Genomic DNA, 23,998 nt, shown 5'->3' with positions numbered 1-23,998 from the left:
TGAGCGCGAACCACAAGCCGCGCATGTACGTATTGCCCCTGGTTGAGGAAACCGACAGCCTGGGGGTAACGTTCGTTGACCTCACGATCGGGTAGGGCGTAGCGGCGGCGGCCTGTAGGGTAAGCGTCCGGTCATCCCATGGGGGTAGGAGTAGGATGGAGGGAACAGCCCCACAGGGGGTTGCTGCCCTGTCTCAGGTAGGGATGTGAGGGTGTGCTGTGGTGATGGCCGTCGGGTGGCGGGGCCGGCTCAGTTTCAGGGAGGCGCGCGCGATGGCTGCCATCGGTCGGGCAGGAGTTCGTCGAGCCGGTCGTGGCCGCAGCCGGCGGCAAGTTCACGGAGCACGTGCGTGAGGTACGGCAGCGGCCCGACGCCGTACTGAGCGCAGGAGCGCATGAGGCTGTAGATCGTGGCGGCTCGGCGTGCGGCGTCATGGGAGCCAGCGAACAAGTATGCGTTCCGACCGAGGGCGATGTCGCGTAGCTGGCGCTCGCACAGGTTGTTGTCGAGGCTCAGGCGTCCGTCATCGATGAAGCGCGTGAGCGCGGTCCACTGGTTGAGGATGTAACCGCAAGCCCTGGCCAGCTCGCTGCTCGGGGGCTCGGAGGCCGCCGTGATGAGTACCCAGCGCTGGAGCTTGTCGAGGGTGGGCTGATCACGCTCCAGACGCAGAGCGGCCCGTTCTTCGTGGGAGAGTTCCAACAAGTCCGCGAGTCGCTCGACGCGGTACATGCGTGCGATCAGCTTAAGCGGATAGGCGACGCGGCAGTCGGTGTCCTGGAGCGCGACGAACTTTCGGCGTGAATGAGCCCAGCAGCCGACCTCGACGGCCTGTGCGACCTGACCGTTGTAGAGCCGGTCGAAGACGCTGGCGGCGTCGGCCTGGATATAGCCGCTGCGGCCCGCCAGAAACGCCCACGGCCCACTCTCGCCTTCACCCGTCGGCGTGTAGCGGAACACGACGTCGTTGTCGTCGCCGACGTAGCACCAGATCGTGCCACGCTGGACATGCTCCGGGCTCTCGGGATCGAGCACCCTGAGCCCGGTCGCGTCAGTGTGCACGACGTACGCGTCAGTGAGGATCCGCGCCGCGATGCGGTCCACGAGCGGCTCGACCCGCTTCCCGACCTCAGCGATCCAGTCGGCGAGCGTCGAGACCGGGATCGTGGCGCCGCTGCGGTCATAGATGCGGTGCAGCCGGTGCAGCGGCATGTGGTCGACGTACTTGCTCACGACCACATGGGCGAGCAACGAGACGTCCGCCACGCCGCGCTCGATCAGCTTCGTGGGAGCCGGCGCGGTCGTGACGCCCCGCTTGCAGGTCCCACACGCCCACTTCTCTCGATGATACTCGTGCTCGACGAAGTGGCCAGGCACGTACTCGAGCAGGCGGCTCACGTCCTCGCCGATCTTGCGCTTCTCCTTGCCGCAGCGCTCACACGTGCGCGCCTCGGGCGCCACCCGGACGGTGTGTACTTCACGCTGCACGTCTCGCGTGCGCCAGCCTCGGCTCGGCTTGCGCGGCTCGGAGCCACGCGCCTTCTCGGCCTGCTCGAGTTCGCGCCCAAGCTCAGCGTCTTCCTTCGCTTCCGCCTCCGGGTCCAGCGCCTCGGACTCGGGCCCGAGTTGCTCGATCAACTCCTCGAAGAGCAGCGCCAGTTGCTCCGGGTCCAACCGTTCCGAGCGCCGGCCCGCGCGCCGCAGCCGCGCCACCAGCAGCTCGAGCTCGCGGCTCGTCTTGAGCACCGCCGCCAGCGCACTGAGCAAGAACTCGAACGCTTCGTCCGCACGGCCCTCGGCCCGCATCGCCCTCGCCGTCTGCCGCGCCTCGGCCAGGGCTGGTGGCCCGGCGGCGCTTCCGCTTGCGACGTCGTACCGTGAGGGGTTGTGGTCGGCCATAGCTGGCAGTATAGTACAATGCCAGCTATGGCGCAAGCCCCCTTCACTCAAACGCCAGGACCGGACCGATGCCCGCGACGCGCAAACTCGAACGTGAACTCGCCCGCCTACGTGCCCGTCTCGAGCGCCGCTCTCAGCAGCTCGCAGACGTCGGGTTCATGCTCAAGGGAAGTCTCGTGCACCGCTTCAAGCGGTGCAGCTCACCGGGCTGCCACTGCCACGCCGAGCCGCCACGCTTGCACGGCCCCTACTGGCAGTGGAGCGCCAAGGTCAAGGGCAAGACCGTGACGCGCGTGCTCAGCGAGGATCAGCTGGGTCGGTACCGCGAGTGGATGGACAACGCCCAACGCTTCGAGGAGGTCGTCCAGAATCTGTTCGAGCTCTCAGCCGAGGCCGACGCCATTGTGAGAAGCCTCGAGCGTCAGGCGCCCGAACGCGAACCCCGCGAAGACGGCGCGTCCAGGCCACCCGCGCGCGCACGGTCCTGAGTGGATGGCAGCGCCACCGGCTCCGCGCTACGTCCCGGTAGCCGGTACCAGCGCGGGCGACGCCGCGCACCCCTGAGATCGAGACCCTCAAGCATCAGCCCCAGCTCGCCCGCGTCCACCTCCACGTGACGACGCCCTGCCTCAGGCTTCGTCGGTAGCTCGAACGTGCCACGTTCCAGACGCTTGTACAGCAGCACGTAGCCCGTGCGGTCCCACACCAACAGCTTCACGCGGTTGCGTCGTCGGTTGATAAACACGAACACGTGCCCGCTCAGTGGGTCCGCGCCTATCACGCTCCGCGTCGTCGCCGCTAGGCCGTCGAAGCCGCGACGCAGGTCCACCGGCTCCGACGCCACGTAGATGCGCACCGCCGAGGGCAGCAACAGCATCACGCACCCACCGCCAGCACGCTGAGCACCCGCTCCAGGTCCTCTGCTGCGAAGCCCGGCGGTACCCGCACGCTGCACCCCTCGTCCAGCACGATCTCGAGCCGCGCATCGCTCAGCCGTCCGCCATCTTCGCGCCCCACCACCCGCACTGGATGCATGCGCACGGGCTCCGGCGGCCGCTCAAGCCGCTCGGCCCACCGCCCCAGACGGCGGGGCTCGAACCCGTAACGACGAGCGAACTCTCCTAGACCCTCCCCGCTTCCTCGCCACGCCTCGACCACCACCCGGGCGTCCGCCTCACGCCAGTACCGCCGTGCCGCCACTCGCTTCACCGATCCGTCCTTCGATCCCGACATCTCCGCCTCCTTCCAGCCTTGCATGCCACTCCGGACCGGGGGAGGATCGCCCTGTCTCTCTATCCGCGAAACATGGGTTCACCGGACGCTTACGTTGCTGGACCGGCTCGGCTCGAAGGAAGTAGGGATCGTCATCGTAGATTCCTCTCCCAAGTTCCTGCGCTTGGCTTTGGAGAAGTTTCGGGACGAGCCGTACACGCGACTGGGCCAAGGCCCGGCACGTCTACCGACTGCGCCGGCCTACCACCACGCCATTCTATCCGGTGGTCCAGCACCACCTCGAGACGTTCCTCGCCCAGGCCGCCGAGGGCCTCGATGTTGGTCGGCATTGCATGGTAGTTGAAGTAGCCTCCCACCACGCGCTGCAACCAGAGACCCTGCTTCTTGATGGAGAGGTGGCGACGACGCGTGAGCTCGTCTCGGACCCATCGCAATTTGGCCGCCATCCGCTTCCGCGACGTGTGACGGACGAGGAGATAGTCTCCCGCCCGCGTCGTGCCACAGATGTGGGTGAGGCCCATAAAGTCGAAGGTCTCCGGTTTGCCCACGCCACACCGTGATAGCGGTGACGGTGAATGCGTGGCGGGTGAATGAGCAGAGCGAGCCGCTCGAGGAACTCGAGTCTAGCGCCGGCGCCGTCACACTCAGACGCCGCTCTATCCGCTGGTCCAGCACCACCTCGAGACTTGCCTCACAGAGGCCCGTGCTGGGCTCGAACGACTCTTGCGTTACTGTGCCCGTCCTCCCTCTTCGCCCTAGAACGGCCCCGAGGCTACCGGGACGGTGCGTCTGGAGGCGAGCACATCATCTATCGTCTTGCCCATCCCGCACCGGATGGTAGCACGGCTCTCTCGCTCACTCCTCGCTAGACGGGCCCACAGTTTGGTGCGGTGGGCCGAAGGGGCGGTCCTGATCGAAAGCTGACTCGTGTACGCCGCGAAGTGGGGTGCATCCCGGACGGTGAGTAGAGTCCGGTGGCGGGAACATGGCTCGCAGGCCTAATGTGGTCCCGGTCGTTCGCACGCACCTGACCCAGGGCTATGCGTGCCTCTGGAAGCCGGTAATCGATTTCCGGGGCCTTGATAGCAAGCTTCTCGGCTTTGGCCAGGCGCTCGGGGCTCAGGTCGCTGCCCGAGTAGTAGAGGTAGCCGTACGTCAAGGATATGCCGGCCAACGCGGGCGCATAAAGGGAGTCCAGGTCGAGGACACGCTCGAAGCATTCCTCGGCTCTGAACAGCCTGGCTTCCGAGTAGTCTGCAGTAACAGGGGCGGACTCGAGGAAGGTCCAGCCCTGGTAAAAAGCACTCCAGGCTTCCGCGTTTTCGGTGTATTGGGAGCGGATGTGGGGTTGCTCCCCCACGCGATTACGATGTCCTCCGGATTTTGGTAAGGAGGAGGATCGAGCAGCGTCCCCCGGATGTAGCTGAACAACGACGCATTCACCGCCACGGTCGTCGCGATGACGGCGATCACCGTGATCGTAAAACTCGGCGACGCGCGCAGTCCTCGCGTGATCGCCCGGACCTCGAGTCCCATCCCCGCCCAGAAACCCATCGTTCCCCTCCAAATCGACGCTCCCCACAGGAGGAACGCACTTCCGATCATGTCGCCCGCGGTGGTAGTCAGGAACCCGGCAGGTCTTCCCAATTTGGTCCTCTTGACAACTATCCTTGCGAGGACCATTCTGCCACCGGTATGAAACGCAAGACGCTGCTAGACGAGATTCAGCAGACGAAGGGCTTCCCGTCGGTGGAGGCCGAGGTGTTCCTGAACCTCTTGCGGACCGCCGAGGCTTTGTCCGCGGGGCCGAACGGCCTCCTTCGCGATTCGGGGCTCTCGCACTCGCAGTACAACGTGTTGCGCATTCTGCGTGGGGCCGGAGACTCGGGCTTGTGCTGCCGGGAAATTGTGGACCGCATGGTGACTCGGGACTCGGACATGACCCGGCTGCTCGACGGACTCGAGGGGAAGGGGCTGGTCCATCGCAACCGCTCAGAGAGCGATCGGCGCGTGATCATCTCCCAGATCTCGCCATCCGGTCTTGAACTCCTGGCGGCGTTGGACGCGCCGATGCAGGCGGTTCATACCGCTCAGTTCCAGCACCTCTCCGAACCCAAGCTGAAACGCCTGTTGCGCTTGCTGGAAGAAGCGCGTCAGGGCCCGGCTCGGGATTCAGTAATGAACCAGGTAGGAGAAAACGACCGATGAGTATGCCGATCGTCGCAGCAAACAGCCCCAAGAGTGTCGAGCTCGAGAGTGGAAAGGAATACCACTTCTGCCGGTGTGGTCGGTCGAAGGGACAGCCGTTCTGTGACGGCTCGCACGTCACTACCGATACTACACCGCTCCAGTTCACGGCCGAGGCCGATGGCACTTTCAACCTCTGCCGATGCAAGCAGACGGGCAACGCTCCCTATTGTGATGGCACGCACGCTCGAGTAACCGCGGACCAGGTTGGACAGGAGCTCTCACTCGAGCGCGCCGCGGCCGACGCGGCCCCCGAACCCAAGGCGACGGCTGAAGAGCCGACCGTGGAGTTGATTCACGAGCTCGCCCGCGACGGACTGTCGAAGATGGGTCACCACGGTCCCATGGGAGCGATGGGCGTGCCGCGGAAGGACCTGCCCCACTGGGATCAGATCCAGATCATCGTCGCTCAACTGGCGAGCAAGCCCCTCCTCGACCACGTCGAGGTCGCCACCGAGCTCGTCATCGGCCCCGAGGCCGACAAGCCGCTGAAGCTCGACATCCCGCTGTTCGTCTCGGACATGAGTTTCGGGGCGTTGTCCGAAGAAGCGAAGATCGCGCTGAGCCGAGGCGCCGAGCTGGCCGGCACTGGCATCTGTTCGGGAGAGGGCGGCATGCTGCCCGAGGAACAACAGTCGAACTCGCGCTACTTCTACGAGCTCGCGTCGGCCAAGTTCGGCTACGACGAAGCTCTGCTCGAACGCGTGCAGGCTTTCCACTTCAAGGGCGGTCAGGGGGCCAAGACCGGGACCGGTGGTCACCTGCCCGCCGCCAAGAACGTCGGCAAGATCTCCGAGGTTCGAGGACTCGAACCCGGTACACCGGCGATCTCTCCCGCGACCTTTACCGACCTCCACTCGGTCGACGACTTCAAGCGTTTCGGCGACCATGTCCGCGAGATCACCGGCGGCATCCCCATCGGCTACAAGCTGAGCGCGAACCACATCGAACAGGACATCGACTTCGCGCTCGACGCTGGCGCGGACTACATCATTCTGGATGGTCGGGGCGGAGGGACCGGTGCGGCGCCCCTGCTGTTCCGCGACCACATATCCGTGCCGAGCATCCCGGCGGTTGCGCGCGCTCGACACATCCTCGACAGGCGCGGCGCGAGCGGTCGGGTCACGCTGATCGCGACGGGCGGTCTCCGGATGCCACCGGACTTCGTGAAGGCGATGGCACTCGGGGCCGACGGTATCGCGCTCGCGAATTCGGCGATTCAGGCTATCGGTTGCGTCGCGGCACGGATCTGTAACACCAACCTATGCCCCTCCGGCGTCGCCACTCAGAATCCGGAGTTGCGCAAGCGTCTCGACATCGACGTCGGCGCTGAGCGGCTCGCCCGCTTTTTCGAGAGCGCGGTCGAGCTGATGAAGGTCCTCGCCCGCGCCTGCGGACACGATTCGCTCGCTGGCTTCAATCGCAACGACATCGCCACCTGGCACTACGATCTCGCCCGCATGACGGGAATCGAATTCTCGGGATACCGATCGGATCGCGAGTGACGGCGAGGAGCGCCTTGGAGCAAAGGCCTGACGCTACCAGTACTTCCAGTGCGGGACCACTCGGAGCTCGAACGGAAACGGCTCCGCAGCGCCTGGAGTGACCGTGACGCGGACCCAGCCCACGTAGTAAGAACCGGGTACCTGGAGGCGGGTGAGGTTGTCGAGCCGACTCCGCGTCGTCAGCCTCGATCCGCCCCGGAAACGCGACCGTGCCGTTCCCGCTGCCCACGATTTGGCGGGATAGCCGAAACAAAAGCCCTTTGACGGGTCGCGATAACCTGAAGGGGAGGACCAGACCGGCCGACATGAGGTCTCACGCCAGCGCTAAACGATCAAGCTCGCGCTTACCGTCCGCCTCCCTACTCCGGCCCTCCGCGCGCCTCGTCACCTCGCTCGTCCCGACCTAGTCCTTTCAGACCCATTAGGGCCATAGAACTACCTATCCATGCCGCTTCGGAAGGCTCAGCACCCACGGGCGGACCGGAAGGTGAGGCAGCACGTGATCGGTGACGTGGGCGGCGACCTCGGTCATGCGCCGTGTGTTGCATGAGGGACATGTGCCACGGCCCTTGCACGAGTATGGGAGGAGCCGTTCGTGGCCGCAGTCCTCACACTTGCTTCAGTTCCCCGAAAAGTCCGTCGGGAGAGTGGCCGGCAGAACGGTCGTGGCGCGCGTGCGCTCGATATGTATGATCGCGTCGTAGAGCTCCGGGAGGCGCTGCGAGGACCAGTACCGCGAGGGCATGCCCGGATCGTAGCAGCACCCGATACCGCGGGCCTCGCGTGGGCCAGCCAGCCAGGCTCTGTCCCCCGAAACGAGGTCCGGTGCCCGGAGATCGAGGATGAAACTCGGCATGCCGGCTGAGGAGAAGTAGTGCTCGTACGAAAGATCTCTGCGTGATCTCAAACTGTGCACCGCGAGGCCAGTAGAGGCCGACCAGACTGCGTCGCGGCCGTGAAATCGCCTTCGGTGTGCGAGAATCCGATGACGACCATGTCGTCCCCGAAAACCCTACGGAGATCAGCCCCCATCGCCACGGGATTTGTGGACACGTGGAAGTTGTGCGCCCACAGCACGATCTTGCCATCGCTTCCGAGCTGGCTCGTGATCCAGGCGGCATTGTCCGCCATCACTTGATCGCGCGAATGACGCCCCACCCAGATCTCAACCAACTGGAGCGCTACCCGTAGGCTCCGCGCAGCGATGTCGAACGCGGTCTGGGAGGACGCCGTCACGTACTCCGACTCCCGCTGGAGGAAATCGGCCTCCAGCGTGTCCAGGGTGGCCAGGCACGACTCGCGGTAGAGGAACTCCATGTCCCCGAGTCGGCCAAAGAGAAACTCTCCTTGGGCGTTGTTGGCGAGCGACTGCAGGCACCGGACGTGCTCCGCGACCTCGTATGAGCGATCCGGATCCACGTCGTCGATGTAGTTGCGTAAATTCCAGATGGCCATGCCGGGATACTGCATGTCGAAGCCGTAGAAGCCCACGTTTCCGCCGGCCGCGTTGTGGGCCCGCATCCATTCGATCATCTCGAGCACCGACTCGGTTCGCCACGTCCAGAAGTAGAGTCCGCTGAGCAGCACCGCGGGATCTCCCTCTCCTGTGCGCACGTACTGGTCGAGGCGGTTCGACTCCGGCCAGCTCGCCTCGATCGCGAAGGCGTCGAACCCCATCTCCTCCACCAGGAAGCGGAGCACGCGAGCCTTCATCTCGAAGAAGTCACGAGTCCCGTGCGTGTTCTCGCCCAAGCTGACCACGCGGGCGTCGCCGACGATCTCCCGTAAAGGCTCGATGTCGGTGTGCGGCGCGTCGAGGAAAGTACCGCCGAACGGAATCGCGTTCGCCTGCAGCCAGGCCGTGGCGGCGGCGGGGACCTCGACCGGCTCTGGGTCGATCGGCAGCGTGATGGGCTCGGACCCGCAGGCGGTGGCCGCGGTGAGCCCGACGACGACGAGCAACCGATGGCGTGACATGTGGCCCTCCCCCACTCTAGACGCCCGTACCCGAACCCACTCAGGTGATAGGCAGCTACGTGACGGAGGTTCCAGCCGTGTCACTCAAGAGCATCCGGTGCCGTACGTATGATCAATATCTAGATATACGTATGACGGTTGCGGGGGGAACGCTGAGTAGGTAACAGCTTGCGTAAAAGGAATCTCTCTGCGTCCCGGGTCATTGAACCCTGAAACGCCAACTTGATCGCATCCACGCCCTTCCGCGCCAACTCACGGACGGCCTCACGCGCTTCCTCTTCCGTCTCCAGTTCGATGGCAATGTGAGCGCGACCCCACGGGTCATTTCGCAACGATGTCCCGGCCGGGTGTCCCTCGGGAGCCGTCAGTACGGGACCGGTGACGAACAGACGGGGGCCAAGAAGCTCGCCCCGTCTGATGCGATCTCGTACGCCCACGATCGCCTCTACAGGGTCGCCGGTGGATTTGATCGTCGTCACACCATGGGCGAGGAAGAGCGCGAGCGTGTTCGGCAGCTTCGCCACATGATAGGCCAGCGTGCTGTCGTTGATTTCCGAGGGGGCGAACAGCAGATGCACGTGCACATCGGTTAGGCCCGGGAGAACCGTCTTGCCCGTCGCATCGATCTCCCTGACCCCTTTGATCTTGACGTCCCCCTGGGCCACAGACTGAATACGGTCTCCAGAGATAAGGATAGAAGCGTCCTCGATCACGGCTCCCGTTCCGTCGATCAGGCGAGCGTGAGTGATAACGAGATCAGCTTCCGGGGAGGCCAAGCGCGCACAGCCGAGGCACACTGACAGGTAGCGCGGTGACCAGCCTAAGCATGACGGGTTGTCTCACGGTGGTCTCCGTTCGATCAGCGCGGCAGGATTTCCGACGCAAACCCTACACGACTCAGCTCCCATCCTCTTCAAAGGGTAAGCAGGACAAGAGCCCTTTGACGTAACGGATAGCATCATGGGGGCATGACGTCCGCTACCGCGCTGGAGCAGCAGCTAAGCAGCCAGATGTGTCGCGCAGCAGAAAAGGTCATTGCACCTAGCGCTCGTCTTTCTTACCGTCCCCTTCGATCGAACAGACCGCTCATCCGAGGTGCGAGTATGCCCATCTGGAAGATCCGGAACGCTTGTGTGCTTTTCCTGCTCCTCCTGGTCGCCGCCTGCGGCCGGAGTGAGGACGCCGCCCCGCTGGACGACACCAGCCCGCTCATGAGCCCTGCCTCGGACGCCATGAACCAGACGGCGCCCGAGGTCTTCCGTGCGCGCTTCGAGACGAGCAAGGGGGACTTCGTCATTGAGGTGCAAAGGGAATGGGCTCCCCGCGGCGCGGACCGGTTCTACAATCTCGTCACCAACGGCTTCTTCGAAGGCGTGCACTTCTTCCGGGTCATCGACGGCTTCATGGCGCAGTTCGGGATCCACGGCGACCCCGCGGTGTCAGCGAGGTGGCGGCAGGCGCGGATCACCGACGATCCCGTGACGAAGAGCAACTTGCGCGCGGCGGTCACCTTTGCGATGACCGGGCAGCCGAACTCACGCACGACCCAGCTCTTCATCAACCTCGCGGACAACACCAACCTCGACGGGATGGGCTTCGCGCCTTTCGGACGGGTGGTCGAGGGGATGGACATCGTGAACCAACTCTACTCAGGGTACGGCGAAGGAGCGCCCAGCGGAAACGGACCAGACCAAAACCGGATCCAGACGGAGGGAAGCCAATACCTCACCAGCGACTTCCCGGAGCTGGACTCGGTGGTCCGGGCCATGATCGAGGAGGGCTAGCTGTAGACCGTCGCCATCCGCCTAATCAGTGATCATGCCGCACGGGTGGGCGTCGCGAATCAGAACGACGAGCCAGGTGTGCGACAGTCGCCGGAAAACATGCGGGACGCCTGTCTCTTCGGCTAGCGCTAGCGGTTTGAGATCGGACTCCGTCCGCTGCACTCCGCTCTCGAGCAATGCCCGTTGCTCCCCATACAACCTACACGCCTACCAGCCACGGCGTATCCGAGGGTCGTGCTTGAGTCAGGCGTTACCGAGTGTTGCCCGCCCGGCCACTCTCGGCGATCGAATGGGTGATCACCCAACCCCGCCCCCGAACACGTGAACAATGACAAAGACGGCCACCACGAGCGCTAGCAGCTAGCAAGCGCAGTTTCCGCGGAGATCGCCCGCCCACGAACCGTCCGTCCAGGAGCCGCCCGTGCACCACCTGCACTCGACCACAGATTCCGCAGAAGTCGCCGCCGACGCTTCGTCTCGCTGACGCAACACTCAGGTCCGCGCCGGTTCTGCAGTGGTGGCGTCAGAGTCCGCGGAAATCCGGTGCGGTGAAATCCGGTGCGGCGCGGAGCCTCTCCCTACAGTTAGTTGTTCCCGCGCTCCTGCGCGCGTGCCCCGCTCAACACGTTGTAGAGAGCGTAGTTGCCCTCGTGGCAGGCGTACTCGTACACCATCCCGGGCAGCCTCTTGAACGGCACTTCCCCGCTGAACGGCTGCGTAAACGTCCCGGGGTCGTCGATCGTGAACTCGTAGTTGATCGTATTCTCGTCGACGCGCGTGAAGCGCTCCGTCACCTTGAGCTGCTCGGAGGCGCCAGCATAGACGCCAGTCTGCGCCCGTTGCGTGGGATGGAAGTTCGTGGTCTCCACCACGAGCGTGTCGCCATGCCACTGGCCCCACGAGTCTCCGAACCAGGGACGTATGTGCGCCGGGAGGGGTTTGGGCTCGCCGATCCGGATGATGCGCGTATCATGCACCATCTCCGTCATGATCGCGATGTGGTCGGCCGTCTGCACGATCGTGTAGTTGTTGTTGTAGAAGTAGTTGGGCAGCATCGGCGGACCCATGTTCGACCCGAAGGACATGAGGCACCGTTCGGCGAGCGGACGGTTCTCGGGGTTGTCGTACTGGCCGGTGCCCCCCGCTCTGCGCAACCGCGCCCGCTCCTCCCGCCTCTCCCGCGCCTCGGCGGTTCGCTCAGGGTAGCGACCGTCCGGCGGGTCGACGATCAGCGAGCTACGGATCTCCCCGTTGTAGACGGCGTAGTTGTCACCCGAGTCGATGTAGAAGGTGTTGTAACCACCCACGCCACCGGCAGCTCCGGTCGAACCGTCACCTCCGACCGGCGGCGCTTTACGGTTCGGGTCGCTGGGCTTGGCGCGCTCTATGATGCGATCGGCTTTCGCTTGTTCCCGCTCGGCAGCCGTCCCGGCGGCGAGAATCGGACCTTGGTCGCGCGGGCGCTGGATCGGCGTCATCGTCGCGTTGGTCCAGTTCCCCTGCAGGTCCGGGTGGCCATCGGCCGTTCGGGGCATGACCCACCGGCCGGCGTCCGCGGACTGGGCCGTCGCGGGCGCGGCAACCACGAGGGGCGTGATGACAACACAGAGCGCCAAGAGCGGAGTCGAATACCGGAAGCTCATCGCCCCTCCTCACCAGATCGGGTTTTGACGAAAGTGTGCAACAGAGGCTCGCCAACATTGTAACGCGTCGGCCAATTTGACGCACTCGAAACCGTGGATCGGGGGGCTAGTGCGGCGGGCACCGATTCGCTCTACTGTGGTCGGAGCCCGAAGGGGCCTGTTTCGGCTGACGCGGTGACCTCATCGAGCCAGTATCCTCAAGAGGAGATCCAGAATGCGCGGTCCCCGTTTCCTGGATACGCTGGCGGTCACGGCCCTGTTGATCGGCGGCGCGGCTCTGGAAGCCGCCGCCCAGGCTGACACCTCGCAGGCCACGGGCTCCGACGGCGTCGCCCTCTTCACGCGATGGTGCGCCGAGTGCCACGACGAGTCCGGAAGCGAGCGTGTGCCGGGGCTCTTCTCCCTGCGGTCCCTGTCGCCGCGAGCGATCGTCTCGGCGCTGGAGACCGGTATAATGCGCGCCGAGGGCGACCAGCTCACTTCGGGGCAGCGGATCATGCTTGCGGAGTATCTCGCCGGCAGGGCCTACTCGACGGAGCTGCTGCCCGAGTCCGCATTCTGCTCAAACGCTGGGCCTGCCCCGTTGGAAGTGAGCGCGGTGTCGTGGATGGGGTGGGGCGGCAACCTCGCGGGAACTGGGTTCCAGCCGACCGAGCGAGCGGGTCTGAGCGCCTCCGATGTCCCGAGCCTCGAGCTTCGTTGGGCGTTCGCCTTCCCCGATGCCACCGCGGCGCGCACCAAGGCGACGGTGGTGGGCGACGTCCTCCTGGTCGGTGACCAGTTTGGAAACGTCTACGCCATCGAGACAGCCAGCGGGTGCGTTCGTTGGACCTTCGAGGCCGACGCGGGCGTCCGCGGCGCGATTCTCGTCGGCGTAGACGCGGACGACCGGTCGCTCGCCTACTTCGTAGACTACCGCACAAACGCTTACGCGCTCGACCTCGCCGAGGGCTCCCTCGTCTGGAAGACGCGGGTCGGGTGGCACGCGGTGGCGAGCAACACGGGAAGTCCCGCCCTCCACGATGGACGCCTCTTCGTCCCGATCTCGACGATGGAGGTCGCCACCGCCGGAGACCCCGAATACGAGTGCTGCACCGCGTCGGGGGCCATCGCGGCGCTCGACGCGAGCACGGGCGACGTGCTGTGGTATCACCGCGTAATCCCCGGATACCCCGAGGAGGCGGGCCTGAATTCCGCCGGTACCCAACTGTGGGCGCCCTCCGGAGCGCCGGTGTGGTCGAGCCCCACCATCGATGTCGAGCGGGGACTGGTGTACATAGGCACGGGGGAGAATTACACCCGGCCCACCACCGCCTCGAGCGACGCCATCGTGGCCGTGGACATCGAGACAGGTGAGCTCGCGTGGTCGTTCCAGGCCACCGAGTCCGACGCGTTCAACATGGCATGCACAGGCTTCCGGAACCGCGAGAATTGCCCGGCTCCACCCGGCCCCGACCTCGACTTCGGGATGGCGCCGATGCTCGTCACGCGTGAGGACGGCAAGGACATATTGGTAGCCGGCCAAAAATCGGGCGTCGTCTGGGCGCTCGATCCGGACGCGGGTGGTGAGGTTCTCTGGTCGACCCGCGTGGGCAAGGGAAGCGCCCTCGGCGGTATTCACTGGGGCATGGCTACGGACGGCAGACTCGCCTATGCGGCCAACGCGGACCGCGCGGCGGTGGTCGTGGACGTCAACCCCGAGCGGGCTCTGACGCCCGGCCTGTTCGCGATCGACCTGATGACGGGTGACGTAGTGTGGAGTGTGCCCTCTGCGGCCGAGATCTGCGAGGGACGCAGGGGATGCTTCGCCGCCAACTCCGCGGCTCCGACCGTGATCCCAGGCGTGGTGTTCGCTGGTGGCCTCGACGGGCACCTCAGGGCCCACTCCACGGAAGACGGGCGCGTGCTCTGGGACGTCGATACGGCGAGGGAGTTCGAGACCGTGAACGGCGTGCCCGGGCACGGTGGCGCTATCGACGGCCCTGGACCCGTCGTCGCCAACGGTCTCGTCATCGTCAACAGCGGCTACGGTTCTTTCGGTCAGATGCCTGGGAATCTGTTGCTGGCGTTCAGCGTTTGTGGGCCAGGAGGCTGCTGACGGCTCCGTTCAAGCGGTCGCTCAGCGCCCTCCGTCGAGCACGATCGTCTCGCCGTTGATGCCCTCGCCGTCGTCCCCGCACAGCATGAGCGCCACGTGCGCGATTTCTTCCGGTCGGATCAGGCGCTTTTGCGGACTCAGAGAGAGAATGCGCTCCAGAGCCTCCTCCGCGCTGACGCCGGTCTTCTCCACGATGTTCGCCACGGAGTACTCGGTCATCGGCGTGTCCACATAGCCCGGGCAGATCGCGTTGGCGGTGATGCCGTTCCCCGCCACTTCCATCGCGAGGGCCCGCGTGAATCCGACCTGGGCGTGCTTGGACGCGGTATACGCCGCGATGTAGCGGGCTCCCCGCAGCCCGGCGACCGAGGCGACGTTGATGATCCGACCCCAACCGCGATCGACCATGCCCGGGAGGAAGGCTCGCGTGCACAAGAACGTGCCTGTCGCGTTGACCGCGATGATCTGGTTCCACTCCTCGAGCGGAAGGCGCTTGACCGGGTTGGAGAGCGCGATACCGGCGTTGTTGACCAGGATGTCCACGGTGCCCAGCCGCTCGATGGCCTCTTCTGCCATCGCTGCAACGCTCGCCTCGTTCGCGACGTCGCAGCGGACCGCGTGCGCCTGGAGGCCATCCGCGCGGAGCTCCTCCGCTACGTCCTCGATCTCCTCCGTGGAACGCGCAGATACGACCACAGCCGCCCCGCTCTCGGCCAGGCGACGCGCGACGGCCCGCCCAATGCCCCTTCCACCCCCCGTAACGACGACGCCACGACCTTCGAGGCTCATGCGTTCCTCCGGATCGTCACGCGATTTCGAACAGACCGGCTGCTCCCATGCCACCCCCGACGCACATCGTCACCACCACGTGGCGCGCTCCCCGGCGTCGCCCCTCGATGAGAGCGTGGCCGGTGAGGCGAGCCCCCGTCATTCCGAACGGGTGACCGATGGAGATCGAGCCCCCGTTCACGTTGAGGCGCTCCATCGGGATGCCCAGTTGATCGCGACAGTACACGACCTGGACGGCGAAGGCTTCGTTCAACTCCCAGAGGTCGATGTCGTCCATCTTGAGCCCCGTTCTTTCGAGCAGGCGCGGCACGGCGAGGACCGGACCGATACCCATCTCGTCCGGCTCGAGCCCCACCACGGCGAGCCCGCGGAAGATCCCAAGGGGCTTCAGGCCGCGCTGCTCCGCGGTCTTCGCTTCCATGACGACACACGCGGACGCCCCGTCGGAGAGCTGCGACGCATTGCCGGCCGTCACCGTCTTGTCATCGCCGACCACGGGCTTCAGGGAGGCTAGGCCCTCGGCGGTCGTGCTCGGCCGGTTGCCTTCGTCCTTCGCGAGCGTGACCTCTTCCTCGTGGGTCTCTCCGGTCTCCCTGTCCGTGACGAGCTTGACCGTCGTCAGCGGAACGATCTCGTCGTCGAGTCGGCCGGCGGCCTGGGCATCCGCGGTCCGCTGCTGACTCACCAGCGCGTACTCGTCCTGGGCTTCCCGCGTGACCCCGTACCGTTCCGCCACCACCTCCGCCGTTTCGAGCATGCTCATGAACAGGTCGGGCTTGTGCTCCATGAGCCACGGCTCGTCCGCGTGGTGCTGGTTGAGGTTGGGTTGCACCAGGCTGACGGATTCCACACCTCCGGCGACCGCGACCGGCACCCCATCCAAGACCACTCGGTTCGCGGCGATGGCGATCGCCTGGAGCCCCGAGCTGCAGAACCGATTCACGGTCGTGGCCGCGACGCTCACGGGCAGGCCCGCGCGGACCGCCGAGAGGCGAGCGATGTTCTTACCGGTCGCGCCCTCGGGAAGTCCGCACCCCAGGATCACGTCCTCGACCTCCCCCGGATCGATACCTGCGCGACTCACGGCGTGCTCAATGGCGTGCCCAGCCATCGTCGCGCCGTGCGTCTGGTTGAAGGCACCGCGGAACGCTTTCCCGATCGGCGTGCGCGCGGTCGAGACGATCACAGCCTCCCTCATGTCGCCACCTCACTCTTTGCGGGCGCCGACTCGGCGTCTGCCGATGCCCGGGCTAACTCGAGATCGACGAAGACACGCCTGAGGATCTTGCCCGACGCGGCCTTCGGGATCTGATCGACGAACTCGACACGTCGAATCTTCTTGTGGGGAGACACGCGCTCGGCCACGAAGCTCATGACGTCTTCGGCGGTCAGTGCTCCGTCTCCGACTACGAAGGCCTTGGGCACTTCCCCGGCCTCTTCGTCCGGACTCCTCACTACGGCGACGTCCCGGATCTGCGGATGAGTGAGCAGGAGCGCTTCCAACTCAGCCGGCGCGACCTGGAAGCCCTTGAACTTGATGAGCTCCTTCACGCGGTCGACGACGTGGCAGAACGTATTCTCGTCGACGTAGCCGATGTCGCCGGTGTGGAGCCAGCCGTCCTCGTCGATGGTAGCCGCAGTGGCTTCCGGTTGATTGAGGTATCCGGCCATCACCTGGGGGCCCCGGATCCAGATCTCCCCGCGCTCTCCCGGTCCGAGATCTTCTCCGGTCTCGACGTCCACGATTCTCACTTCGGTGTTGGGCAAGCAAGGCCCGATCGTGGCGTGCGAAGCATCGCCCCGTTGCTTGCTGGGCGCCATATGTGTCACGGGGCTCGTTTCGGTCAGCCCATATCCTTGGGCAACCACGCATCCCAAGCGCTCTTCCACCTGGCGCGCCATGTCCTCGCCGAGGGGGGCCGCCCCGGAGTTGATCCCCTGGAGGCTCGAGAGATCGTATTCGCTCACCATCGGGTGCTTCGCGAGCGCGATCACGATCGGCGGCACGAGGTGGGCGAACGTGACGCCGTACTCCTGGATAGCACCAAGGAACTGCGCGAGGTCGAAGCGCGGCAGGACGACCACAGCAGCTCCACGCGCGAGCGCCGCTGTCATGATGACAAGCAGTCCGTAAATGTGGAAAAAGGGCAGGACCGCAATCAGCGTGTCGTCTTCATCCAGAACCCGGCAGAGGCTCTCGGTCCCGAAGATTTGCGCCATGTTGGCCACCAGGTTCCGGTGCGTAAGCATGACGCCCTTGCAAACGCCGGTCGTCCCGCTCGAGTACGGGAGCGCCACGAGGTCGGTCGCGGGGTCGATCTCGGGGCCCTTCTCCAGCTCCTCGGATTCCAGGAGCGCTGAGAACGGCGTGGTGCCAGGGGCACCGTCGAAGGTGAAGATCTCTTCGATGCCGCCGGCGTCGGCCGCGGCTTCCCGGGCCTTGTCGAGAAAAGGACCGGCCGTGATGAGAAAGCGTGCTCCCGCGTCCCGAAGCTGCTTTGCGAGCTCGCCGGACGTGTAGAGTGGGTTCACCGTTGTCACGACCCCACCCGCGTGAGCCGTACCGTGGAAGGCGACCGGGTATGTGATCGTGTTGGGGCTGTAGATCGCGAGCACGTCCCCTTTGCCGAAGCCACGCTCCGTCAGACCACCCGCCGCCCTCCGGATCCCGCTCGCGAGGTCGTCGTAGGACATGGTGGCGCCCGTGACCCCGTCGATCAGCGCCGCCTTCCCACCGAACTCGGGCGCCCGCTGGAGCACGTAGTCCACCACGGACATCTCGGGGATGACGACGTCGGGGTACGGGCTCCGGAAGATCACGACGGCCTCCAGTCGCCGAACGTGCCGCCCTCGCGCGCGAGCCGCTCCAGAAGGGGAGCTGGCTCCAGCCAGTCCCCGTGAACCTCATGGAATCGCTGCATGGTCGCGTACACGTGGTCGACCCCGACGGAGTCGGCGTAGAACATCGGCCCTCCCCGGTACCGCGGGAAGCCGTAACCGTAGATCCAGATCAGGTCTAGATCGCTCGCACGCTCCGAGATCCCCTCATCGAGCACGCGCGCGCCCTCGTTCACGAGCGCAAATAGACAGCGCTCCAGAATCTCTTCGTCCGAGATGTCGCGGCGCTCGATGCCCAGCTCCTCCGAGGTCCGCACGATGAGCTGCTCGACCTCGGGGTCAGGGATCGGCACGCGGCTCCCCTCCTCGTACCGAAACCAGCCCTTTCCCGTCTTTTGACCGTAGCGCCCCATCTCGTAGAGGCGGTCGGCGATGGATGAGTAGCGAAGGTGCTTCGGACGCGTGGGCTCGCGGTGCTGCCGCACACGCCAGCCGACGTCCAGGCCAGCCAGGTCGCCGAGGCCGAACGGGCCCATCGGGAATCCGAACTCGTAGATCACACGATCGATCTGCTCCGGCAACGCGCCTTCCTCGATCAGGAATTGGGCCTGCTGGGCGTAGGGATAGAGCATCCGGTTCGCGGCAAACGCATCGCAGACTCCGACGACCACCCCCACCTTGCCGATTCGCCTCGACAGATCGAGTGCCGAGGACAGAACCTCCGGCGACGTGCGCTCGCCCCGCACGATCTCGAGCAGGCGCATGACGTTGGCCGGGCTGAAGAAGTGCAAGCCGACGACCTGTTCCGGCCGCGACGTCACGGCGGCGATCTCGTCCACGTCCAGGGACGACGTGTTCGTCGCCATGATCGCGTCGGGCCGGCAGATCGCGTCGAGCCGGGTGAAGATGTCCTTCTTCAGGGCCATGTCCTCGAAGACCGCCTCGATGACGATGTCCGCGTCCGAGACGCTGTCGAAGTCGAGCGTCGGCTCGATGAGCGCGAGCCGGCTCTCCATGTCCTCGGCGGAGAGGCGGCCCTTCGCGACCGTCGCAGCGTAGTTACCGCGGATCTTCTCCATGCCACGGTCCAGCGCAGCCTGCTCAGACTCGGTTACGCGCACCGGGATGCCCGCGTTCGCGAAACACATGGCGATGCCACCGCCCATGGTCCCACAGCCTAGCACGGCCGCGCGCTGGATGGTCAGTTTAGCGGTGTCGGGCCCGACGCCTCGCACACGCCGGGCCTCGCGCTCCGCGAAGAAGACGTGCCGTTGGGCCTTGGACTGAAGCGACGAACGGCAGCGAACGAAGGTCTCCCGCTCGAACGCAAGCCCCTCATCAAAGGGGCGTTGCACAGCCGCCTCCACGCATTCGATGCACGCGTAAGGCGCTTCGAATCCCCGCGCCCGCCGAGCGATCTTGGCGCGGAACCGCTCGAAGAGCTCGGGTTGCTCACGAGCCTCGGCGAGCAAGTCGTCCCGGTCCCGCGCCATCGGCAATGCACCAGACTCGACGAGCCGCTCGGCGACCTCCACCGCCACCTCGACAAGATCCTGCCCGTCCATCACCAGCTCGTCCACCAAGCCGAGCTCATGGGCGCGCTCCGCATCCATCGGCTTCCCTGAGACGATGGCTTCGAGCGCGGGGAGCACGCCGATCAGACGAGGCAGCCGCTGGGTCCCGCCAGCACCGGGCACGATGCCGAGCGTGACCTCGGGAAGACCGATCCGAGTACCTGGTACCGCAACCCGAGCATGGCAAGCCAACGGGAGCTCACAGCCTCCACCGACGGCCGTTCCGTGCAGCGCGACCACGACCGGCTTCGGCGAATCCTCGATCTGGGCGATCAGCTCCGGCAAGGTCGGCGACTCGCCCGCCACTCCGGTGTCGAACTCCCTGATATCGGCGCCTGCGCTGAACATGCGCCCCGCGCTGTGTATGACGAACGCCTCGATCTCCGGATCGTCCAACCCCGCTGCGAGCGCATCGCGGAGGCCTGTGCGTAGGGGGAGCGAGAGGGCGTTGACCGGCGGGTTGTCGAGCGTGATGACACCGACCGCACCCCTGCGATCGAAGCGAACCGGGTCAGACATGCGAGAGGCTCCTGGGGGTTGGACAACGAGTTGGGACCGGCCCAGTGTGGAACTGGGGCCGTGATTGGGATAGCATGGTGTCGGATTCGGGGCAACCGCGTCCTCAGATGACTCCTTGACAGCAGGAAAGTAATGACGTCCACGACGCGACACTTCGGTGCCAGCTTCCTTCTTCACGAGACGGACCCCGAAGAAGTCGTGACCCCTGAGGACCTGGGCGACGAAGAGCGCATGATCATGCAAGCGTTCAAGGATTTCGCGGATCGAGAGGTCGCGCCCCACCTCGAGGAGCTGGAGCGGGGCTCGGGCGGTGTCGGGATGGAATTGTTCAGAAAGGCGGCCGAGCTGGGGATCTTCATGGCGGAGGTCCCCGAGGAGTACGGCGGCCTGGACCTCAACGTGCTGGCGATCACCGGCATGTGCTCGATCCGGGCCAAGCTGGGCAGCCTGGGCTCGCTCATTTTCGGGCACCAGGGCATTGGAATGCTGCCGCTGATCAACTTCGCCACGGAGGATCAGCGCGAGCGCTACCTCGTCCCCTGCATGAACGGCGAAATGCTCTCGGCGTTCGCGCTGACCGAGCCCGGCACCGGATCGGACGCCATGAACATCACCACGAGAGCGGTGCTGAGCGACGACGGCACGCACTACGTGGTGAACGGAGCCAAGCAGTGGATCACCAACGCCGCGTGGGCGGACATCTTCATCCTCTTCGTGAAAGTGGACGGTGAGCACTTCTCGACGCTGATCATGGAGCGGGACACGCCGGGGCTGAGCATCGGAGAGGACGAGCGCCTGCTGGGCCAGCACGGCGCCTCGATTGCCGCGCTCTCCCTCGAGGATGTGCGCATTCCCGTCGAGAACCTGCTCGGAGAGGTGGGGAAGGGCCACAAGGTGGCGTTCTGCACGCTCAACGTGGGCCGCCTCAAGCTCGCGACGAACAGCGCGTCCGGTGCGAGAAAGGCCGTCGAGGTCGCAGCCCAGTACGCTGCTGAGCGCATCCAGTTCGGGCGGCCGATCGGAGAGTTCGGGCTAATCCAACGGAAGCTCGCGGACATGGCGTCCCGCGCATATGCCGCAGAGGCTGTGGCGTACCGAACGTCGGGGCTGGTATATCATTCGCTCGAGGACGCGGCAGGAATTGGGACCGCCACCCTGGACGACAAGCTCAGCACGCTCTCCGAGTTCTCCATCGATTGCGCGATGGCCAAGGTGTACACGTCGGAGGCGTACAACGACCTCGCCGACGAGGCTCTCCAGGTGTTCGGTGGATACGGCTTCAGCGAAGAGTATCCCCCGGCACGCATGTACCGGGACTCGCGCATAACCCGCATCTACGAGGGCACGAACGAGATCTGCCGGCTCTACGCGCAGAGGGCGATGCTGAGGCGCGCATGGAGCGGGAAGCTGGACTTCGACGGCGCGATCGAGGCACTCGCCCTAGGCGGCTCGCACGGCGCGACCAGCGGAGACACGACGGACTTCGAGGCCATCGCGGCCGGCATTCGGGGCTTCAAAAACATCTATTTCTACTTGGTGCGCGAGGTGTGCGGGAGCATCGAGAGGGACCGCATGTTCGACGCGGACAACCAGCAGTTCATGGCGAGCCTCGCGGACGTGGCCATCGAGATCTTTGCAGCCGAAAGCACTTTCCTCCGGGTCGCCAAGCACAAGAGGGGTGGTGCCGACGCCGATACCGCGCTTCCCGAAGCGCTGGCGAGGATCTGCTTCGAGCGCGCCGCCGGGCGGATCCGCGAGGAGGCAAGCGAGATCCTGGCGGCGCTTCATGAGGGCGACGAGCTGCGGTCGAGCCTCGGGGACGTGGCGGCGTGGCTGCCGCTTCCGACGGGTCTCATCAAGACGCGCGACTTCGTGGCGCGGTCGGTTCTCGAGATCGGGGGGCTCCCGGCATCCACGACGTGACGCCACCGGGGTCGGACCACTACGCGGACGTTCAGCTCCTCCCCGGGAAGGCCGCGGTGGTGAAGCTCGTGGTCCTGCTCGCGGTGCTGGCGGTCCTGCCGTTCGTCGTGCCCGGCTACCGGATCTTCACGCTCAACTACATGGCCATCTTCGTGATCGTCGGCCTGGGCATGACCATCCTGGTCGGCGACACGGGTCAGATATCGCTCGGCCACGCCGGTTTCGTGGCGATCGGCGCCTACACGACGGTGCTCATGATGACGGAGCTGGGCGCGCCGTTCGTGCTCGCGCTCCCCGTGGCGGGGCTCGTCGCCGCGTTCTTCGGCTTTTTGCTCGGGCTTCCCGCGCTCAGGCTCGAGGGGCCGTACCTAGCGATCGCCACGTTGGGCTTCGGGCTGGCGGTCACTCAGATCATCGGCCACTCCGCGATCTTCGGCGGCCATATGGGGCTCGTGGTTCCCGACGCGAAACTCGGGCCGATCCCCCTAGCGGGCGACGTGAGCCACTACTTCCTGATCGTCAGCATCACGGTGGCCCTCGCGATAGCAGCCCGGAACCTCGGGGTCACGCGAGTCGGGAGGGCGTTTCGGGCCATCCGGGACAGTGAGATCGCGGCCGAGACCATGGGCGTGGACGTCGCCTACTACAAGACGCTGAGCTTCGCGGTCAGCGCGGCCTTCGCGGGAATCGCGGGAAGCCTGCTCGCGCTGATGACCGGCTTCATCAGCCCGGGGATCTTCACGTTCACCCTCTCGTTGATGTTCCTCGCGATGGTCGTTTTCGGTGGTCTGGGATCGATCGCCGGGGCCGTAATGGGGAGCCTGGTCATGGGGTACTTGAACCTGAGAATGGATGCGGTTCACGAGATCCCGATCCTCGGACCGCTTCTGCAGAACTTCTCTGACCGCTTCATGTCGCCCAGCGGCCTACCCAACGTCGGATGGGCCCTCACGGGGCTCTTGATCATGCTGACGATCCTCTTCGAGCCGCGCGGCCTGTACGGCCTCTGGCTCCGCATCGCAGCGGGCGCCCGGCGGATCACGAGGGCTTCCGCGCCCGAGAACCGTCCAGCGACGGGGGCGGGCTGACGCGTGCTGCTCCAGATCATTGCGAGCGGGCTGTCAGCCGGGAGTATCTACGCGTTGATGGCTCTGGCGCTGGTCATCACCTACAAGACAACCGAGGTGCCGAACTTCGCCCAAGGCGAAATGGCGATGATCTCCGCGTTCGTGGCGTACGTATTGGTGGTCGAGGCCGGCGCAAGCTTTCCGGTTGCTTTCGGCGCCACGCTTCTCTTCGCGTTCGCGCTCGGAGTCGGCTTCGAGGCTGTCGTTCTGAGGCGCACGAGAAACCCGACGCACCTGAACCTGCTCATCATGACGCTCGGGTTTCAACTGGTGCTGCTCGGCTTGGCCGGGTGGAAGTGGGGCGCCGATCAGAGGCGGTTCCCCTTCCCCGTCTCCGCGAATGAGGTGGTCCGCTTTGGCGACGTCTCGATCAGCACTCTGAGCCTGGCTACGATCTCGATCGCGCTCGTACTCATGGGGGTGGTGTTCGCCTTCTTTCGTTTCACCAAGCTCGGGATCGCGATGCGGGCGACGCAGCAGGATGCGATGGCTGCTCGCATCAACGGCGTCCCCACACGCACGGTGGTTGCGCTCACCTTCGGCATCAGCTCGGTGATCGGCGCGGTAGCCGCGCTGCTCACGGCGCCGCTCATCACGCTCGATCCTACGCTGATGTGGGATCCGCTGCTCAAAGGCTTCGCGGCGGCGGTGTTGGGAGGCCTCAACACCCCTGTGGGCGCGGTCCTCGGAGGCTACCTCCTGGGCATAATCGAGAACCTCTTCGGCGCCTACGTCTCGGTGGAGTTCAAGTCTGTGGTGGCCTTCCTGATCATCGTCCTTGTGCTCTGGTTCAGACCGGTCGGCTTGTTCGGACGCAAGCCGACGCGAAAGGTCTAGGAGCC

General features: G+C 65.5%; 19 protein-coding genes and 2 pseudogenes. 8 read left to right on the top strand and 13 right to left on the bottom strand.

The genetic code is table 11. The features are described from left to right. Positions 1 to 255: 255 nt before the first annotated feature. The gene (locus tag IIB36_09195) at positions 256 to 1,899 is read right to left on the bottom strand and encodes an IS66 family transposase (protein ID MCH7531915.1); all 1,644 of its coding nucleotides are present in this window, start codon (positions 1,897 to 1,899) and stop codon (positions 256 to 258) included. A gap of 68 nt (positions 1,900 to 1,967) precedes the next feature. On the opposite strand from IIB36_09195, the gene IIB36_09190 reads away from it, so the two are divergent. Further along, the gene (locus IIB36_09190) at positions 1,968 to 2,387 is read left to right on the top strand and encodes a hypothetical protein (GenBank protein MCH7531914.1); all 420 of its coding nucleotides are present in this window, start codon (positions 1,968 to 1,970) and stop codon (positions 2,385 to 2,387) included. Here IIB36_09190 and tnpB read toward each other — a convergent pair. The 3 genes and pseudogenes from tnpB to IIB36_09175 form a co-directional block, all read right to left on the bottom strand. After that, the gene (tnpB, locus tag IIB36_09185) at positions 2,321 to 2,776 is read right to left on the bottom strand and encodes an IS66 family insertion sequence element accessory protein TnpB (GenBank protein ID MCH7531913.1); all 456 of its coding nucleotides are present in this window, start codon (positions 2,774 to 2,776) and stop codon (positions 2,321 to 2,323) included. The two genes, IIB36_09190 and tnpB, sit on opposite strands and share 67 nt — an antisense overlap. Beyond that, the gene (locus tag IIB36_09180; GenBank protein MCH7531912.1) at positions 2,776 to 3,132 is read right to left on the bottom strand and encodes a hypothetical protein; all 357 of its coding nucleotides are present in this window, start codon (positions 3,130 to 3,132) and stop codon (positions 2,776 to 2,778) included. Before IIB36_09180 ends, tnpB begins: the two co-directional genes overlap by 1 nt. 131 nt (positions 3,133 to 3,263) lie before the next feature. Beyond that, positions 3,264 to 3,730 (bottom strand): annotated as a pseudogene (locus IIB36_09175) (hypothetical protein). A 1,097-nt stretch (positions 3,731 to 4,827) separates the two neighbouring features. Here IIB36_09175 and IIB36_09170 point away from each other — a divergent pair. Both IIB36_09170 and IIB36_09165 read left to right on the top strand, forming a co-directional pair. Continuing rightward, entirely contained in the window at positions 4,828 to 5,340 is a 513-nt protein-coding gene (locus IIB36_09170) for a MarR family transcriptional regulator (protein ID MCH7531911.1), read from the top strand. Further along, positions 5,337 to 6,884, top strand: a complete 1,548-nt coding sequence (locus IIB36_09165; protein ID MCH7531910.1) for a CDGSH iron-sulfur domain-containing protein — start codon at positions 5,337 to 5,339, stop codon at positions 6,882 to 6,884. The genes IIB36_09170 and IIB36_09165 overlap by 4 nt, the downstream gene beginning before the upstream one ends. 448 nt (positions 6,885 to 7,332) lie before the next feature. Here IIB36_09165 and IIB36_09160 read toward each other — a convergent pair. From IIB36_09160 to IIB36_09145, 4 genes and pseudogenes are all read right to left on the bottom strand, one after another. After that, positions 7,333 to 7,503 (bottom strand): annotated as a pseudogene (locus tag IIB36_09160) (transposase zinc-binding domain-containing protein). Further along, complete coding sequence (locus IIB36_09155; GenBank protein ID MCH7531909.1) at positions 7,504 to 7,791, bottom strand: erythromycin esterase family protein; 288 nt, start codon at positions 7,789 to 7,791, stop codon at positions 7,504 to 7,506. Next, entirely contained in the window at positions 7,788 to 8,861 is a 1,074-nt protein-coding gene (locus tag IIB36_09150) for an erythromycin esterase family protein (GenBank protein MCH7531908.1), read from the bottom strand. The genes IIB36_09155 and IIB36_09150 overlap by 4 nt, the downstream gene beginning before the upstream one ends. Before the next feature lie 119 nt (positions 8,862 to 8,980). Continuing rightward, on the bottom strand, positions 8,981 to 9,574 hold the full coding sequence (locus IIB36_09145) for an amidohydrolase family protein (protein MCH7531907.1): 594 nt from the start codon (positions 9,572 to 9,574) through the stop codon (positions 8,981 to 8,983). A 519-nt stretch (positions 9,575 to 10,093) separates the two neighbouring features. Here IIB36_09145 and IIB36_09140 point away from each other — a divergent pair. Then, positions 10,094 to 10,645: a peptidylprolyl isomerase gene (locus tag IIB36_09140; protein MCH7531906.1), complete on the top strand. Its 552-nt coding sequence runs from the start codon at positions 10,094 to 10,096 to the stop codon at positions 10,643 to 10,645. A gap of 584 nt (positions 10,646 to 11,229) precedes the next feature. Here IIB36_09140 and IIB36_09135 read toward each other — a convergent pair. Then, positions 11,230 to 12,288, bottom strand: a complete 1,059-nt coding sequence (locus tag IIB36_09135) for a hypothetical protein (GenBank protein ID MCH7531905.1) — start codon at positions 12,286 to 12,288, stop codon at positions 11,230 to 11,232. A 214-nt stretch (positions 12,289 to 12,502) separates the two neighbouring features. Here IIB36_09135 and IIB36_09130 point away from each other — a divergent pair, with 214 nt between their 5' ends. Further along, positions 12,503 to 14,386 (top strand): PQQ-binding-like beta-propeller repeat protein, encoded by a 1,884-nt coding sequence (locus tag IIB36_09130; protein MCH7531904.1) that lies wholly within the window; start codon positions 12,503 to 12,505, stop codon positions 14,384 to 14,386. A gap of 21 nt (positions 14,387 to 14,407) precedes the next feature. Here the strand turns inward: IIB36_09130 and IIB36_09125 are convergent, their stop codons facing one another. The 4 genes from IIB36_09125 to IIB36_09110 are packed head-to-tail and all read right to left on the bottom strand — an operon-like array spanning position 14,408 to position 20,106. Next, positions 14,408 to 15,175, bottom strand: a complete 768-nt coding sequence (locus IIB36_09125; GenBank protein MCH7531903.1) for an SDR family oxidoreductase — start codon at positions 15,173 to 15,175, stop codon at positions 14,408 to 14,410. Positions 15,176 to 15,191: 16 nt separating this feature from the next. Then, positions 15,192 to 16,373, bottom strand: a complete 1,182-nt coding sequence (locus IIB36_09120; protein MCH7531902.1) for an acetyl-CoA C-acyltransferase — start codon at positions 16,371 to 16,373, stop codon at positions 15,192 to 15,194. Further along, entirely contained in the window at positions 16,370 to 17,992 is a 1,623-nt protein-coding gene (locus IIB36_09115) for a 4-coumarate--CoA ligase family protein (protein ID MCH7531901.1), read from the bottom strand. Before IIB36_09115 ends, IIB36_09120 begins: the two co-directional genes overlap by 4 nt. Next, on the bottom strand, positions 17,992 to 20,106 hold the full coding sequence (locus IIB36_09110; protein MCH7531900.1) for an enoyl-CoA hydratase/isomerase family protein: 2,115 nt from the start codon (positions 20,104 to 20,106) through the stop codon (positions 17,992 to 17,994). The genes IIB36_09115 and IIB36_09110 overlap by 1 nt, the downstream gene beginning before the upstream one ends. 132 nt (positions 20,107 to 20,238) lie before the next feature. Here IIB36_09110 and IIB36_09105 point away from each other — a divergent pair, with 132 nt between their 5' ends. From IIB36_09105 to IIB36_09095, 3 genes are all read left to right on the top strand, one after another. Then, positions 20,239 to 22,029: an acyl-CoA dehydrogenase family protein gene (locus IIB36_09105; GenBank protein MCH7531899.1), complete on the top strand. Its 1,791-nt coding sequence runs from the start codon at positions 20,239 to 20,241 to the stop codon at positions 22,027 to 22,029. Between the two features lie 140 nt (positions 22,030 to 22,169). Continuing rightward, a complete protein-coding gene (locus tag IIB36_09100; protein ID MCH7531898.1) occupies positions 22,170 to 23,117 on the top strand; it encodes a branched-chain amino acid ABC transporter permease in 948 nt (315 codons plus the stop codon). A gap of 3 nt (positions 23,118 to 23,120) precedes the next feature. Beyond that, the gene (locus IIB36_09095; protein MCH7531897.1) at positions 23,121 to 23,993 is read left to right on the top strand and encodes a branched-chain amino acid ABC transporter permease; all 873 of its coding nucleotides are present in this window, start codon (positions 23,121 to 23,123) and stop codon (positions 23,991 to 23,993) included. Positions 23,994 to 23,998 lie beyond the last annotated feature (5 nt).

The sequence above is a fragment of the Gemmatimonadota bacterium genome, assembly GCA_022560615.1.
Classification (GTDB): Bacteria; Gemmatimonadota; Gemmatimonadetes; order Longimicrobiales; family Gaopeijiaceae; genus UBA1138.
The sequence above is the reverse complement of the archived record's forward strand: the minus strand, read 5'-3'. Positions and strand labels throughout refer to the sequence as shown.